At 39.5% G+C, this 15,357-nt stretch carries 13 protein-coding genes; all 13 read left to right on the forward strand.

Going from position 1 to position 15,357, the window contains the following annotated elements:
• The first annotated feature begins 6 nt into the window (after positions 1-6).
• From CDH51_RS16145 to CDH51_RS16205, 13 genes are read left to right on the forward strand one after another with little or no spacing between them, the layout of a single operon-like run.
• Positions 7-1,149 carry a glycosyltransferase family 4 protein gene (locus CDH51_RS16145; protein ID WP_100629587.1) on the forward strand — a complete coding sequence of 381 codons (1,143 nt, stop codon included), beginning with the start codon at positions 7-9 and terminating at the stop codon, positions 1,147-1,149.
• The gene (locus tag CDH51_RS16150) at positions 1,146-2,288 is read left to right on the forward strand and encodes a glycosyltransferase family 4 protein (protein ID WP_100629588.1); all 1,143 of its coding nucleotides are present in this window, start codon (positions 1,146-1,148) and stop codon (positions 2,286-2,288) included. Before CDH51_RS16145 ends, CDH51_RS16150 begins: the two co-directional genes overlap by 4 nt.
• A complete protein-coding gene (locus CDH51_RS16155) occupies positions 2,285-3,376 on the forward strand; it encodes a glycosyltransferase (RefSeq protein ID WP_100629589.1) in 1,092 nt (363 codons plus the stop codon). Before CDH51_RS16150 ends, CDH51_RS16155 begins: the two co-directional genes overlap by 4 nt.
• Before the next feature lie 32 nt (positions 3,377-3,408).
• Positions 3,409-4,782 (forward strand): O-antigen ligase family protein, encoded by a 1,374-nt coding sequence (locus CDH51_RS16160; RefSeq protein ID WP_157807135.1) that lies wholly within the window; start codon positions 3,409-3,411, stop codon positions 4,780-4,782.
• A 15-nt stretch (positions 4,783-4,797) separates the two neighbouring features.
• Entirely contained in the window at positions 4,798-6,117 is a 1,320-nt protein-coding gene (locus CDH51_RS16165; protein ID WP_100629591.1) for a phenylacetate--CoA ligase family protein, read from the forward strand.
• Positions 6,117-6,584 (forward strand): hypothetical protein, encoded by a 468-nt coding sequence (locus CDH51_RS16170; RefSeq protein WP_100629592.1) that lies wholly within the window; start codon positions 6,117-6,119, stop codon positions 6,582-6,584. Before CDH51_RS16165 ends, CDH51_RS16170 begins: the two co-directional genes overlap by 1 nt.
• Positions 6,577-8,223 carry a hypothetical protein gene (locus CDH51_RS16175; protein WP_100629593.1) on the forward strand — a complete coding sequence of 549 codons (1,647 nt, stop codon included), beginning with the start codon at positions 6,577-6,579 and terminating at the stop codon, positions 8,221-8,223. Before CDH51_RS16170 ends, CDH51_RS16175 begins: the two co-directional genes overlap by 8 nt.
• A gap of 6 nt (positions 8,224-8,229) precedes the next feature.
• Positions 8,230-9,426, forward strand: a complete 1,197-nt coding sequence (locus CDH51_RS16180) for a glycosyltransferase family 4 protein (protein WP_100629594.1) — start codon at positions 8,230-8,232, stop codon at positions 9,424-9,426.
• Positions 9,423-10,295, forward strand: a complete 873-nt coding sequence (locus CDH51_RS16185) for an NAD-dependent epimerase/dehydratase family protein (protein WP_100629595.1) — start codon at positions 9,423-9,425, stop codon at positions 10,293-10,295. Before CDH51_RS16180 ends, CDH51_RS16185 begins: the two co-directional genes overlap by 4 nt.
• A 3-nt stretch (positions 10,296-10,298) precedes the next feature.
• Positions 10,299-11,348: a glycosyltransferase family 4 protein gene (locus CDH51_RS16190; RefSeq protein ID WP_100629596.1), complete on the forward strand. Its 1,050-nt coding sequence runs from the start codon at positions 10,299-10,301 to the stop codon at positions 11,346-11,348.
• Positions 11,336-13,183 (forward strand): asparagine synthase (glutamine-hydrolyzing), encoded by a 1,848-nt coding sequence (gene asnB / locus CDH51_RS16195; RefSeq protein ID WP_100629597.1) that lies wholly within the window; start codon positions 11,336-11,338, stop codon positions 13,181-13,183. The genes CDH51_RS16190 and asnB overlap by 13 nt, the downstream gene beginning before the upstream one ends.
• Complete coding sequence (locus CDH51_RS16200) at positions 13,183-14,145, forward strand: MraY family glycosyltransferase (protein ID WP_100629598.1); 963 nt, start codon at positions 13,183-13,185, stop codon at positions 14,143-14,145. The genes asnB and CDH51_RS16200 overlap by 1 nt, the downstream gene beginning before the upstream one ends.
• Positions 14,146-14,147: 2 nt before the next feature.
• Positions 14,148-15,095 (forward strand): glycosyltransferase, encoded by a 948-nt coding sequence (locus tag CDH51_RS16205; RefSeq protein WP_100629599.1) that lies wholly within the window; start codon positions 14,148-14,150, stop codon positions 15,093-15,095.
• The last annotated feature ends 262 nt before the right edge of the window (positions 15,096-15,357 follow it).

Raw genomic sequence — 15,357 nt, forward strand, 5'->3', positions numbered from 1 at the left:
TCGAAAATGCACATTTGTTTTTTATCCCAAGAGTTTCCTCGAAAAGGAGCTTCTCATGGGGGAATAGGTACCTTTTTAGCAACTTTCACTCGATCCCTCATCAACCGCGGTCATCAAGTTACGGTGGTCGGGGTGACAGGAAGTAAGTTTGAAGATCAGGTGATGGATGGAGTTCGTGTTGTGAATTTTCCGGGTAGCAAAGCTCAGTTGATTGCTTGGTGGAGAAATTACCAGCGCGTGGATGATTTTTTGACTACTCTTCACAAAGAGCATCCCATTGATATTGTAGAAGGCTCAGAGCTAACCTTGGCATTTTTGAACAAAAAGAAGGGGATAAAATATGTAATCAGATTGCATGGTGGACATCATTTTTTCGCAGAAGGAGAAAAGAGAAAAGTTAACAAGTGGAAGGCTTATCAGGAGAAAAAATCATTTTCAAAAGCTGATGCTTTTATCGCTGTTTCCAATTATGTAAAAACGCATACTGAAAAATTTCTTTCATACCACTCTAGGCCGATCGGGGTCATCAATTACCCAATAAACCTAGATAAATTCTATCCTTCTAATCCAAACAAAGTCAAACCATTTAGACTGGTTTTTGCAGGTACAGTCTGTGAAAAAAAGGGTATAAGGCAATTGATGCAGGCTATCCCATCCATTGCTTCAGATTTTCCTGATGTTCATTTGGAAGTGTTTGGTAGGGATTGGATGTTCCCAAACGGGAAATCTTATATAGAGTTTTTAAGGGAAACGATGCCAAAACTAGCCTTGGAAAAAACGACTTTCCATGGCCCTGTGGCTCATGATGAGCTACCCGGCCATTATGAACAAGCAGCGATCTGTATATTCCCTTCTCACATGGAAACGCAGGGCTTGGTGGCACCGGAGGCTATGTCGATGGAGAAAGTAGTGGTTTTTTCTAAAACAGGCCCAGGTCCTGAGACAATCAGCCATGGAGTAGATGGCTGGCTATGTGACCCTCATTCTCCTGAAGATATTTCGAAAACCGTGAGGGAGGCATTCAGCAAGCTGGATGAATTCGAAAAAATTGGTAAAGCAGCTAGAAAGAAAGTGATCTCCAAATTCGAAACCGAAATGGTCACCGATAAAAACCTTGCTTTTTATCAAAAGTTGATAGCCAAAAAATGAGGTTTTTGGTCGTAGGCCATGTAGTTCATAAGTATCAAAATGGTTCATACTATGCCTATGGACCCTATGTCAGGGAAATGAATCTCTGGTTTAAGTATGTGGACAAGGTTATTATAGTGGCACCTTTGAACAAGGAAATCGATCCAGATCCAATCGATTTGCCCTATAAGCACGATCAGGTAGTGTTTTTTCCAGTTCCTGAGTTTTCTACCCAGTCTGTAAAAAATATTTTATCTACGCTTTTTCACTTACCCGGAATTTTCTGGACTGTAATAACTGCCATGCGGTCGGCAGACCATATTCATTTACGTTGCCCAGGTAACATGGGCTTAATTGGGGCTTTGGCGCAGTTTTTCTTTAGGAATAAAAATAAAACAGCTAAGTATGCTGGCAATTGGGATAGGAGCAGTGATCAACCTTTTAGCTACAGGTTGCAGCAAAAAATTATATCTAGTCCATTTTTAGCTCCAAAAATGAGAGTTTTGGTTTACGGTGAGTGGCCAAACGAAACCGAAAATATTGTCCCGTTCTTCACAGCTACCTATTCAGAAAGAGATATTGTTCCCTTATCCAATAAAGAAATAAACCTGAAGAAGGAAATAAACCTCATATATGTAGGGGGCTTATACGATGGAAAGCAGCCCCTGATTTCGGCAAAGGTATTGTTGCAGCTAATCAAAAAAGGTTACTCTGTAAAGCTCGATTATTTTGGAGAGGGTCCTGAGAGAAAATCAATTGAAGACTTTCGAGATGGTAATAGTCTAGAGAATTCACTTTTCCTACATGGAAACGTCAAGGCAGATCAGGTGAAAAAAGCCTTTCAGGAGGCACATTTTCTTATTTTTATTTCGAAAAGTGAAGGATGGCCCAAAGTTGTGGCTGAATCTATGTTTTGGGGATGCTTGCCCGTAACCACTCCTGTTTCCTGCGTACCTCAAATGCTTGATTTTGGAAATCGTGGGGAATTGGTAAAGGGTCATGTGGAGGAGATTGCTGAGCGTGTTGAACACTTGATACTGGCCCCTGACTTATATCTTCAAAAATCCCAAAAGGCAGCGGCCTGGAGTAGATCTTACACTTTGGAGCGGTTTGAATCTGAAATTAGATCGTTGATTTACCCAGAGAGTTTAGCGGGATGAGAATTTTGCAACTGATAGATACTTTGGATCCCGGAGGAGCAGAGCGGATGGCTGTGAATATGGCGAATACATTCCATGAAATGCAAATCCCCAATTGTCTGGTTGTCAGTAGATCTCAAGGCCAACTAGGCACCCTAATCATAGATCAAAATTCGGTTTCCACTCTGGGGAAGAAAAATACATTTGATATAAAAGCCTTTTGGAAGTTACGGGCTATTGTACAAAAATTTAGGCCAGATATTATTCATGCTCACAGTACCTCTATTTACTGGGCTATTGGACTTAAGTTTATCTTTTCAAGGGCCAAACTCATTTGGCATGATCACTTGGGAATAAGTGAGGATGTCATAAAAAACAATCCCCGTCATGAGCTCAGATGGATGGCGCCATGGATCGACTTGGTAATTACTGCAAATGAATCAACGTCTGATTTTTGGGTAGATCAAAAATTTAAGAGTGCAGACAAAATCCAATACTTAGCAAATTTTCCTTACTTGAAAGTCAAGAAAAAAGTAAAAAGTGATGTTTTTACTTTTTTGCACTTGGCTAATTTCAGATCAGAAAAGGGCCAAAAAACCTTGATCTTGGCATCTAAAAGATTGTCCGATACAGGGTTGAAATTCAAGGCTCGGCTAGTAGGGAAAAAAGTCGATATTGACTGGTGGGAAGCCTGTAGTCAAATGATTTCGGAATTAGGGCTGGCAACTCATGTCTTTTTGGAAGAGGCAAGAGCTGATGTGGATCAATTAATGGCAGAAGTAGATGCTGGGCTGGTGGCCTCGGATAGGGAAGGTTTACCCGTTGCTTTGTTGGAGTATGGCTTGGCAGGTCTTCCCGTAATCAGTACTAATGTTGGGCAATGCCCCTCGGTATTGGAAAAGGGGAAGTACGGTGAGCTTGTGAATCCGGGAGATGCAATTGGCTTGGCGGATGCTATGGAAAAGCTGATGGCAAACCCACAAACTGCCATAGAATCAGGTCAACGATTTCAAACCCACATTCATGAATCCTACGGGGCCTCATTTTTTATTGAAAAATATGCGGATATTTTGGAACGAAATTTCCATCAGAAACTAACTCAAAATTGATAAAGTATCTTATTCAAAATAAGTACCCCATTGTGCTGATAATAATCCATATTTTATTGGGTTTTTCAGCCACACTGACCCCTTATGCGATAATTGCTTGGTTTTATCTAGTTCTTATCACATCAGCTATCCAAGTTCTTAAGGAGAAGGATTCAATCTTTGTTTTGGTTTCTTTGATATTTTACCTGATTTCATTCGAATTGATTTCTAGGATGGCCAGGACCTCACCTTTTATTCCTTATGAGCTAGGTAAGTATTTGCTTTGCGCTGGTCTAATATTTGGTTTGCTGCGATATAAGACAATTGGAATCATGGGCTGGATTATGCTAATATCTTTGATTCCTGGTTTTTTTATTGATGTGTCTGGTCAGGTTCAGCAGTCAGATATTATTTTTAATATCCTTGGTCCAATAAATGTGGCATTGGCCATTGCATTCTTCAATAGAAAGCGATTGACTTCTCTCCAATTAGGTAAAATTCTCAGACTGATGATTTACCCAATATTGGGAGTATTAGCCTATACATTTGTAAAAACTCCTGATTTTGACGAAGTGGAATTTGTCTTAGGTGCCAATGTGGATTTGAGTGGAGGATTCGGTTCAAATCAGGTGTCAACCTTATTCGGACTGGGTACGCTTTTTATATTTATCTTAATGGTAAACAAATGGGAGTTTTCAGGCTACTTTATCCTGGATGCTTTGGTATTGTTTGCTCTTTCTTTCCAGGGATTACTCACCTTTTCACGTGGTGGTATGCTCGGCGCAGTGTTGGGTATAGTTGTTATCTTATTTTTCCTTAGATCAGCACCTTCATTCAAACGCAAAAAATACCAGTTACCTAAAGTTGGTAAATATGTCCTTCCGGGTTTATTGATAGCAGCATTAGCGTTTGTTGTCGTTGATCAAATTACCAATGGCTTGCTCAGTCTCAGGTATCAAGGAGAGACCATGGGGACTATTCAGGGGTCTAAAGAAAAGTCATTGTATACCATCACAACCGGCCGTCTTGATATTTTTCTGGGTGATCTGAATCTTTGGTTTGAGAACTTTATTTTTGGGGTAGGGGCAGGAGCTTCTAGATTTTTAAGAGAGACTATGACAGGTACGGTAGCCCATGTTGAGGTGAGCCGCTTACTCGCCGAGCACGGCTTATTTGGATTGATATATTTCTCAGTGCTCTGTATTGCCGGTTTAGTATTGCTTAAGTACAATGAAAACCCAATGATCAAAGGAATCCTTTTTGCACTTTATCTGGTGGCAGTCTACACCTCTTTTCATGCTGCAATGAGGACTTTTGTTACACCTGCTCTGATAGGTCTTAGTTTGCTTATGATTAGAGCTCCTAAAAAAGTAGACCCTAAAAAGGTCAAGAAAAAAAGAAAAGTACCACAATTAATTTTGGAGTAATCCGATCTTCAGATTTTGAAAAAAAAGTTGCTGGAAAACATAATTCTTCCACTTGGAGATCAGTTGACAGGCGGAAGTTTTATCAAGAAATTAAAATATTGGCGGGAGGTCTGTGACCTTTCTCAAAATGAACTGAACAATCTCCAAAAAGAAAAACTTTCAAAAATCCTGGAATTCGCCAGCTCAAATTCTCCTTTTTACAAAGCTTTGGCCATTCCTCATTCTAGCGAACCATATGAATGGCTTGCCAATTTTCCAATCCTGAAAAAGCAGCAATTTCGAGATCATTTGTCTGAATTTTTGACTACCAATAATCTCGAAGGCCTTACTGCAATTACTTCATCTGGTTCGACAGGTCCACCTTCCAAGATTTATTTCAATAAAGAAGAGCTAAGTAGTAATCGGGCGCTTCAAGTTTTGTGGTGGGAGTGGGCAGGGTATCGATTTGGTAATTCGATCTTGCAAACAGGGGTCAATATGCAACGATCCAAGGAGAAGGCCATCAAAGATAAATTATTGAATACACGATACATATCTGCGATGAGCCATAGCGAAGCTGAGATTTTGAGAGAACTTCGATTTTTGCAGAAGTCCCCCAAAGATCACTTCGTGGCATATGCTTCTAGCCTATATCTTTTTGCTAAGACTTCTTTGGATCATGGAATTTCAAATATTCAATTCAAATCTATAATTTCTCTCGGTGAAAAACTGTTGCCGCATTTTCGAGAAACTATTGAGAAGGCATTTTCATGTCAAGTCTTCGACACCTATGGTGCGTCTGAAGGCTTTTTGATAGCAGGGCAGTGCTCTGAAGGGACATACCATATCTATAGCCCGCATTTGATAGTAGAGATACTCGATGATCAAGATCAAGAAGTCAATCCGGGGGAAAGTGGAAGGGTGGTCTTGACGGGACTTGATAATTTTACCACTCCCCTCATTCGCTATGAAGTAGGCGATATGGCTGTGAAATCGAAGATTCAAAAGTGTAGCTGTGGTATGGACCTACCCATCTTGGGTGAAGTAATTGGTCGACAAACGGAGTTTCTGATCACACCAAAAGGAAAGTACATTACGGTACAAAACGTGGTCCGCATTATGAAGCACTTCCCTGAGATAGGTCAATTTAAGCTAGTCCAAGAAGTAGCCGACCGTATTAGGCTGATTTATACGACGGATGAGCACATCCAAGAAATCGATCATTCAAAGATTCTCGGCATGTTTGAAGAGATATTTGAAGAGCCGCTATGGATGGAGTTCAATCGGGTTGACTCCCTGCCAAAAGCCAAAACAGGGAAGTTTCAGTTGATTGAAAATAACCTAGGATCTACCTGATGAAGATTCTAAAAAAAATAAAACCTCACAAAGTAGATTTACTTGTTTTTGGCTTGAAAAAGGGGGAATCAAATTATTCTGCTCAGGTTAAGGATCTAGCTTTTCAACTTTCTTTTGATCCTAAAAGCCACTCCTATCAGATACGAGAACGAGGGCAGATCATCCATCGGAGCAATATCTATTTCAATAGTTTCCTGCTTCGTGCTTTTGATTTTGATCAGCCTATGATCACCATAGGCGACTGTGTGACCATTGATGCGTATAAAGGGCAAGGGATTTATCCTTGGGTAATCACGGAGATAGTAAAAGAGCATCTTCTCAAGTCACATATTTATATGCTTGTAAGTCCTCAGAATATTCCTTCGATCAAGGGAATTCAAAAGGCAGGACTTAGAAAATTGGCTCGCATTAGATGTTTAAAAATTGGACCTGTATATTTGGGTAAAAAATTAGAACTTTTTGATTGAATCAGTTTCCATTCATTTGGCAGAAGTCCACAGAGAACTTGTCTCTGAGGATTATTTGAAATTCGAAACTCAACAGGAGGGACCTTTTTCTACTTACCAAATTGAGTTTAAGAAAAACTGTCAAGTAGCAGTTTTACGAGTAGACTTCAAGCTTTCTGAAAAGCCACATTTCTTTCGGAGTTCAGCCTATCAATGGATATCTCCCGAGGATGTAGATGCGATCGCCAATTACCATTCACCCAAATTGATGAAATTTGCGAATGAGTGTTATTTATTGGGAACAACTACTCTAGGAGCTTGGAAATGGAATAAAAAGAACAATTCGCTGAACTGGTACTTAATTCATCCGGATTTAAACCCTGTTTTTAGGTATAATGAAGATGATTACCGAGTTTGGAAAAAGCAATTTGAAGTAAGCGCAGGCAAGAAATTTTCTTTAGGCGTTTTTTTTGGACCAGGGCCAGTGCCTGAGTTTGCCAGAACCCCGCTCGGTTTTGCTCCTACGATTTGCTTTACAGATCATTGTGATTATGACACCCTAGACCTACTTCAGGCACAACGGGAGCTGTTTAAAAAGAATCATATTCGAACCACTAAAGGGGTCTTTCTACATACTTATTCCCATAAAGGTGAATATGCAGCCTTGGATCAAAAGCCAGTACTCGAAGAAATAAAGAAATGGGAGAAAGATGGTCATGAAATTGCCTACCATGCCTTTAGTAGATCATTTCGAAAAGAGAGCTGGGAAGAGTATCAAGAATTTGAAACACCAAGCGGTTTGAAAACTATTCAAACCTATATTGATCATGGATTTCATCAATACAACTTTTCCAAGCAATCTTTTTCTTCCCAGAGAGAATGGCTCCAGCATATGCAAATAAAAGGCGTCAGATATTTTTGGAACTATGTGGATGGGATGGAGGCAAACTCAAGATCTCACAATCAACTGATGCCTAATCATTCATCAATTAGCGCGATATTCCAAGAAAAGAGTAGTGCCAAACGTGCTGGATTAGATTACGATAAAAGTAGAAACCAAAAAACATGGCTCGCATATGGTACGAATGATACACTCGATAAGAGGGTCAAAGTACTGAATGCTAGTTTTGCAGAATTAAGGAGGGGTAAAAAAGGTCTTTTTCCATTTGCATTTAGTCTGTTTAAAACCCTATCAGCTGCCGCTTCATTAAAATTAATAGAGAAAAATCTTTTCCGCCCAGACAAATCCTTTTTCTTCTCAAGGTTTTCTCCTGCTTTTTTCCCCGTTTCTTTTGGGCTAAATGAGGATTTGATGGCCTTTCAGAGCTTTTCATTAAAAGACTTTCGGGCTGTTTTTTGCGAAAAATCCTTACAGGACCTAGAGGCTGAATCAGGTGTCTTGGTGGCTCATACCTACTTTGCCTATTTGGGATCCAATCATCCGGGAAGAATTTTTAAAGATGAATTAGGTCATATTCAAGAAGAAGTGGCCTCTTCTTTTGAACAGTTAGGGAATAGAATAAAAGAGGGCCGTATATGGAATCCTACTCTTTCTGAATTGGGCGACTTCCATAGAAAACTGATGGAGTCAAATTACACCTGGAAGAATGGACAATTGAATACCGAAAATTTCCCTGGCACTGTACGCTGGATAAAATAATCTAAATTGAAAATCCTCTATTTCTATCAATATTATGCAACTCCTAAGGGCTCTTGGGGAACGCGTGTTCATGAATTTGCCCAAGAGTGGGTTAAGAAAGGTCATGAGGTACAGGTGGTTACAAGTATTTACTCAAAGTCAGACCTGACAGCCACTAAATTTATTGAGCATCAGAATTTTGAGGGTGTGGATGTGACTGTGATCAATGTACGAATAGATAATAAGCAGCCATTTTTAAAAAGGGTCTTTACTTTTTTGACTTATGCAATTATGTCAATTTGGTATGCACTTACGGCGCCAGCAGATGTTGTGATTGCATCCTCAGGGCCGATCACTGTAGGACTGCCTGGATTGGTAGCCAGATATTTCAGAGGAAAAAAACTGATTTTTGAAGCTCGAGACCTGTGGCCTGAAGGGGCTATTGAATTGGGCTTGCTAAAAAACCCAATCGTGAAAAAACTGGCATACGCTCTTGAAGCTAGATGCTATAAAGCATCCTCTCTGGTAGTGGCATTGTCAATCGGGATGCGCGAAAATATTGAAAAGCGTTTTCCGGGAGTACGTGTCATAGATGTTACCAATGCCGCCAATATTCCTCTTTTTTCAAAGACTGCTCCATTCGAAAACCGCTCAATCCTTGAAGCAAAGAAGTATGCTATATACACAGGCAATATTGGCCCAGTCAATAATTCCTTATGGCTTTTGGAGGCCGCCAAGATCTTGCAGAAGAAGGGAAGAACAGATTTAAAAATTCTCATGGTAGGAGAAGGGCAGCAGCGGGAACATATAGAAAAAGAGATCTCCGAACATCAATTAGAGACACTACTTTTATGGGGTTTGATGCCCAAAGAAAAGTTGGTTGGATTGATTCAAAATGCTATGGTCTCACTCGTTCCCCTGAGGGGCACCCCCGTCTTGGATACCTCTTCCCCAAACAAATTTTTTGAATCATTGGCTGCTGGTGTTCCAGTAATACAAAATACATCAGGCTGGATGAAAGATTTTCTGATAGAGCATGATCTTGGCTTTACACTGGACCCTAATGATCCGGTACAATTGGCCAATAAACTTATAGAACTGGATGCAAAGCAAGATCAGCTATCCGAAATGGGACAGAGAGCAATGATTTTAGCTGCAAAAGAATTTGATAAGGATTTCCTTGCTTCGAAGATGTTGGACGAAATCCAAAACTCAATTCAATGAAAGTTTTGCTGACTGGCGGGAGTGGATTTTTGGGAGGGATTTTGTCCGATACCCTTCAAAAAGATCATGAGTTGTTTTCTCTGGGGAGATCATCTTCTAATACGATTAGTTGTGACCTGAGCAAAGAAATTCCTGAAATTCCGGAAATAGATATAATCATTCATTCTGCTGGCAAAGCACATGTCATACCCAAGAATGCTGAAGAGGAACAAGAATTCTTTAGAGTCAACTCTACCGGAACTTCAAATTTGCTAAAAGGGATAAAAAAACTCCCCAAGCTTATGGTTTTGATCAGTACTGTCGCCGTGTATGGACTAGATGAAGGGGTAAATATCGATGAAAATCAAGCTCTGAATGGGACTACTCCCTATGCCAAAAGTAAAATTCAAGCAGAAGAAATATGGAAGTCTTGGGCTTTGTCCAATAATGTCGACTTTTTGATTTTACGCTTACCTTTGATTGCCGGTCCAAATCCACCCGGCAACCTCGGAGCTATGATCAAAGCAATAGAAAAGGGATATTATTTTAGAATGGGAGACGGACAGGCTAAAAAGTCTGTTGTTCTGGCAAGGGACATCGCAGAGCATCTTCCCAAGTGGATAGGACATAGTGGAGTTTATAATCTCACAGATGGTATTCATCCAAGCCTAAAGGATTTGGATAGTTATTTATCTCTCAAATATGGGAAGAAAGTACGTTCTATTTCAGAAGGTCTTCTTGGGTTCATTTCAAAAATAGGAGATGTTATCAGTGTGTTCCCTTTCAATTCTTACCGTCACTCAAAATTAAAGTCCACATTAACATTCTCAGATTTGAAAGCTCGGAGAGAGTTAGCTTGGAGTCCTAAGCCTGTAATTGGAAATTTCTAAAAAATGAGAATACTGTTTTTGGGTGAGACCTACCGGGCAGATGCTATTACCTGGATAAAAGGAATCGAAAAGGAGTCAGGTCTAAGCATCGAAACCAAGGAGCTTTTCAATAATCAGTCTAGGGCCAAGCGAATTTTGGAGGCTTTTAGATTTTTTTGGAGCTTGATTTTTTCTTCAGAAAGATATGATTTGGTCCTGGCGGAAAGATCAACTAGCTATGGTTTCTTTAGTTTGGCAGTGAAAGCCAAAGTAAGGGTGGTTGCCCAACAGGGGATCTCCGATATTTGGTCCACCAATGCTTTAGGAAGATGGGTTAAATCCATTCTTCAGAGAATTGTTTATCGAAATGTGGATTTAATCCATGCCTGGGGCTATGTTATGACCTATGCCATGCTTCAATCCGGAGCTCCCCCACATCGAATATTGGTTCGACCAAAGGGACTAGATCTGTCTCTTTTCACTTTTTCAAAAAAAGCCATTAATGAACAGCGATTTACTTTAATTGTTACGAGAAGTCTTTTTCCCATTTACAACCATGATAAAATTCTAGAAGCTTTAGCCATCATACATGAAAAAGGCTTTGATTTTGAGTGTCTTATGATTGGTGATGGGGTGGAAAGTGAGCGTTTGATTGAAATGACTTCTCACTTGAATTTAGACAGCAACATCAAATGGCTTGGTAGAATTGATAATGATGATCTGCCCGAATACCTAAGTCAGGCCGATATCTATCTCGCATTTCCAGACTCCGAAGGGGTGTCAGCCTCACTCTTTGAAGCGATGGCTTGTGGAGCATTTCCTATTGTGACTGATTTGCCTGCCAACCGGGCTTTTATTGCTCATGGTCAAAACGGCCTGCTTGCTGCCCAAGGAGATGTACAGGATTTAGTCAATAAAATCGAACGATTTATGACCAATCCTTCAAAGTATAGGAAGGGCGTTGTTGCAAACCGAAAATATATAGATGAATACTGCAACAGAGATAAAAATATGAGACATTTTTTTGAAGTTTATTCCACGCTAGTAAAGGAAAAATCATCATGTGCGGGATAGCAGGTTTTTGGAATAAAAGTGGGCAGCCAGCCTCCTATCAACAGCTCAAGGAGATGACTGATGAATTGCAACACCGTGGACCAGATGCAGCAGGATATGAGGTGTTGGATGATGTTGCTTTAGGACACCGACGGCTTTCAATTTTGGATTTGAGCGATCATGCCAATCAGCCTTTCAAGTCTTCTTGTGGACGCTTTCATCTAATTTTCAATGGGGAGATTTTTAATTTCAAGGAGTTTTATCCAGAGCTGAAGCATAAAGGATACACCTTTAATACCACGTCTGATACCGAAGTACTGCTTTATTTATTGATGGAATATGGGCTAGAAGTCTTGCCTAGATTAAATGGTTTTTTCGCATTTGCTTTTTGGGATCAGTCTCAGCGCAAGTTAGTCTTGGTGCAGGATAGATTTGGCGTAAAGCCTCTATTCTGGACAGAAAATGATGACTATTTGGCTTTTGCATCCGAACCAAAAGCTCTTTTCAAACATGGACTTCAAAAAGAAATCGCTGATGAATTTTTGGATGAGCAGTTCTTCTATCGACATGTTAGTGGAGAGAACACCATTTTTAAGGGAGTCCGTCGCTTTCTTCCGGGGCATTATCAGGTATGGAAGAATGGAGTTGATCTTCAGTCTTACGCTGCTTGGTTCAATCTTGGAGAAGCAGCATTGGCACATCCCAAAATCGAAAATCCACTGGAATGGTACAAGGAAACCTTCCTTGATTCTGTCAAATTGCGGATGATTGCAGACGTTCCGGTAGGCACCATGCTGAGTGGAGGCTTGGACAGTAGTAGCATACTGTATGCCCAATCGAAATTAGGCTTTTCTAACCTAAGTAGCTGGAATCTTCGATTCAAAGGATTTGAGAAGGATGAATCAGACCTTGCAGAGTCCCTTAGCAAGGAACTGAATGCAGCCTATCACGGGTTTGATATCCTCGGTTCAAATTTGGTGAATCTACTCAATGAAAGCATTCTGATAAATGATGAGCCTTTAATGCATTACACTGATGGATTACTCTTGGGGCTTTCTAAGGAGGCAAAGAAAAATGTGACCGTTCTACTTACCGGAGAAGGAGCTGATGAAGTGCTTGGTGGATATGTGAGACAAAAGGTTATGGGGAAAAACTTTATGTATCAGCTTTTAAATTTCCTCAAATATGTTCCCAAAAATTGGGTGAAAAACTCACGATTAAAAAAGCTGGCTCATTATCTAGAATTTAGAAATCCAGATTTCCATATTCTCACCAATTCCAATGAATTGTTCCTGCATGATTTAAAACGATTGGGTTTAAATTCATTGAATATTTTTCCTCAATATAGAATCCAGAAACTAGAGGAAGCCAAGAAGTATTTTCCAAAATCAAAGCTTCGGCAGCTTCTCTACTTGGATCAGCAAATTCATCTTGGGACTCTAAATGATAAAAATGACCGTACGACCATGGGAGCGTCTATCGAATGTAGGGAGCCGTTTTTAGATTATCGCTTAGTCACAGGTGTCAATAGCCTCCCTGATGATTGTTTTTCAACCAGTGGAAAAGGCAAATGGCTTTCTATGAATACCATCGGTAAAGAATTACCAGATTACATAAGAAATCATGAAAAAATAGGTTTGGCTATTCCGTGGAATAAATATTTTCTTGAAATTCCAGAACTCAGGGACCACTTAGAAAATATGCACAAAAGTCCCCTGTTTGAAATCGGACTCTTTAATTACCTTGATATTTCAAAAATTGTAGAAGATTTTAAAGTGAATCCAGTTCAAAACTATTCTTATGTAAGGTCTCTATTTTTCAATAGTTACTGGTACCAAGTTCAGTTCAACTCATAATGATACTCTCGTACTTATCCGTATTTCTATTTTTTCTGTTGATCGCCTTAGTCTATTACCGTTTAGCCTTAAGGTTTGATATAGTAGATCGTCCCAATTCCAGATCTTCTCATACTAAAGTGACCGTACGTGGGGGAGGGATTCTTATTCCCGTAGCTGCGCTTTTGTGGTGGATGGCCTATGATTTTCAGAATACCTGGATGATTTTGGGCATGATGTGGATTGCTGCGATCAGCATGCTTGATGATATGTTTGATATCTCAAGGCTTCTTAGATTCGGGATACAGTTTTTAGCCTTATCCTTTGCTTTTTGGGATCTCAACCTTTTCTCCCAAATTGATTGGTACCTTCTTCCAGTTTTCTATTTCTTTGGTTTGGGGGTTATCAATGCCATCAATTTTATGGATGGTATCAATGGAATAACAGGATTGTACTCCTTGGTCTTTTTCGGTAGTCTCTTGGCTGTAAATGAATATTTACCAATTTTTCCTGAACAGCTATTGTCATATCAGATTTTAGCTCTTTTAGTCTTTTTTATTTTTAATTTGAGGAAAAGAGCCCTGATGTTTGCAGGTGATATCGGTAGCATTTCGCTTGCATATTTGATGATCTATCTGCTTACCAAATGGTACCTGGTAGATCATAATCCGATCATTGTTTTGTTCTTACTGGTATATGGAATTGATGTTTTCTTCACCATTTTCAGGAGATTGATTAAGGGAGAAAAAGTCACCGAACCGCATAGAACCCACCTGTACCAGTACTTGGTCAATCAGGTGAAAATCGATCATGTAATTATAGCACTTGTTTATGCTATACTCCAGTTGCTCATTAATTTTGGACTATTTATTTATAATGGGGAGTACCCAAATCTCACTATTGCCTGGGCAATAATGATTGCACTCTCACTCATTTATCTTGCCCTGAAGAAAAGAATACGGGAAAAATATCACCTGAACTAATCATGACTATTTTAATTCATAACATTCCCAATTTTTATTCTTCCTACTATTTACTGAGCCTATCCAAACTCTTTGATTTGAAATTTCAAACGAACTCTGAATTCTCGAAATTTAACAACCGAGGATTTATCATTTTTTCACTGGAAGATAGACTGGTAGTCATCGATAACCATGACCCGGTAGGAGTGAATGATGAGCTTTACAAAAAATGCCATCTTTACTTTGCTACAAATAAATTGCTTGACAATCCAAGCTATCAACAGGAAAAGGTAAGACCTTTATTTCCTCACTATCCAGTCAATATCTTACCATTATATCTGAAGACTTTTCATTTTCATTTATTGACGAAATTAAAGCCCAAAGACTTTGCAAGAGAAGTCTATGTTCTGAGAAAAAGACCTGATTATAAAAACCTGGAGGATAATTATCACTTCCACCCTTATGTGTTTTTTTCAGGAAGTACTTGGAAAAAGGAGACTTGGGCCAATCAAATTAGAGCCGAATTTATCCGGGCATGCAAAAAGCATCCAAAGATTGAATTTGAAGGAGGTTTTATTCCCCGCTCAGATGGTAATAACTTTGGATATGACGAAGAGCTAAACACCAAGACCTACTCTCCAAAGCTTTTTTCAGAGCTTAGTGCCAAATCCCTCATATCATTAAACAATCCTGCTGTTTTGGGAGCGGTTAGTTGGCGATTGGCTGAATATTGGAACGCAAGTTCATTTGTTCTTTCATTTCCTTTTGCCATCGATCTTCCTATTTACCCTGAGGAGGGAAAGGAAATCGCATACATATATTCTTCGGAGGAATTTGATTCTAAATTAGATGAGATAATCAACGACCCGGGCTACCACGAGAAAATATCTAGAGGGGGGAAGGCTTTTTTTGAAAAATATTGTACTCCTGAGGCCCAAGCTGCCTATCTCAAAAAAGAAGTACTCGACTAATCAATCAAATCACAAAGAAAAAATGCCCGGAGAAACCCCGGGCATTTTTTATTGGCTTAGCCTGATTAAAACTTAACACTGACATAAAAGTCGGAATAAAAACAAAGCAAAAACATCCCCTAAAATGGGTATTTTTTGGCTATAAGAAGTTTTTAAATCAAGTGGATTATAGTTTATGATCCCTGTTCACTCGAATTATCCCTCAAATTTTAAATTGATCTTGAGCTAATATTTTTCCTTAAAGGCCCGAAAAATCAGGAAC

Origin of the sequence: Algoriphagus formosus (assembly GCF_002807035.1) — a bacterium.
Taxonomy (GTDB): Bacteria; Bacteroidota; Bacteroidia; order Cytophagales; family Cyclobacteriaceae; genus Algoriphagus; species Algoriphagus formosus.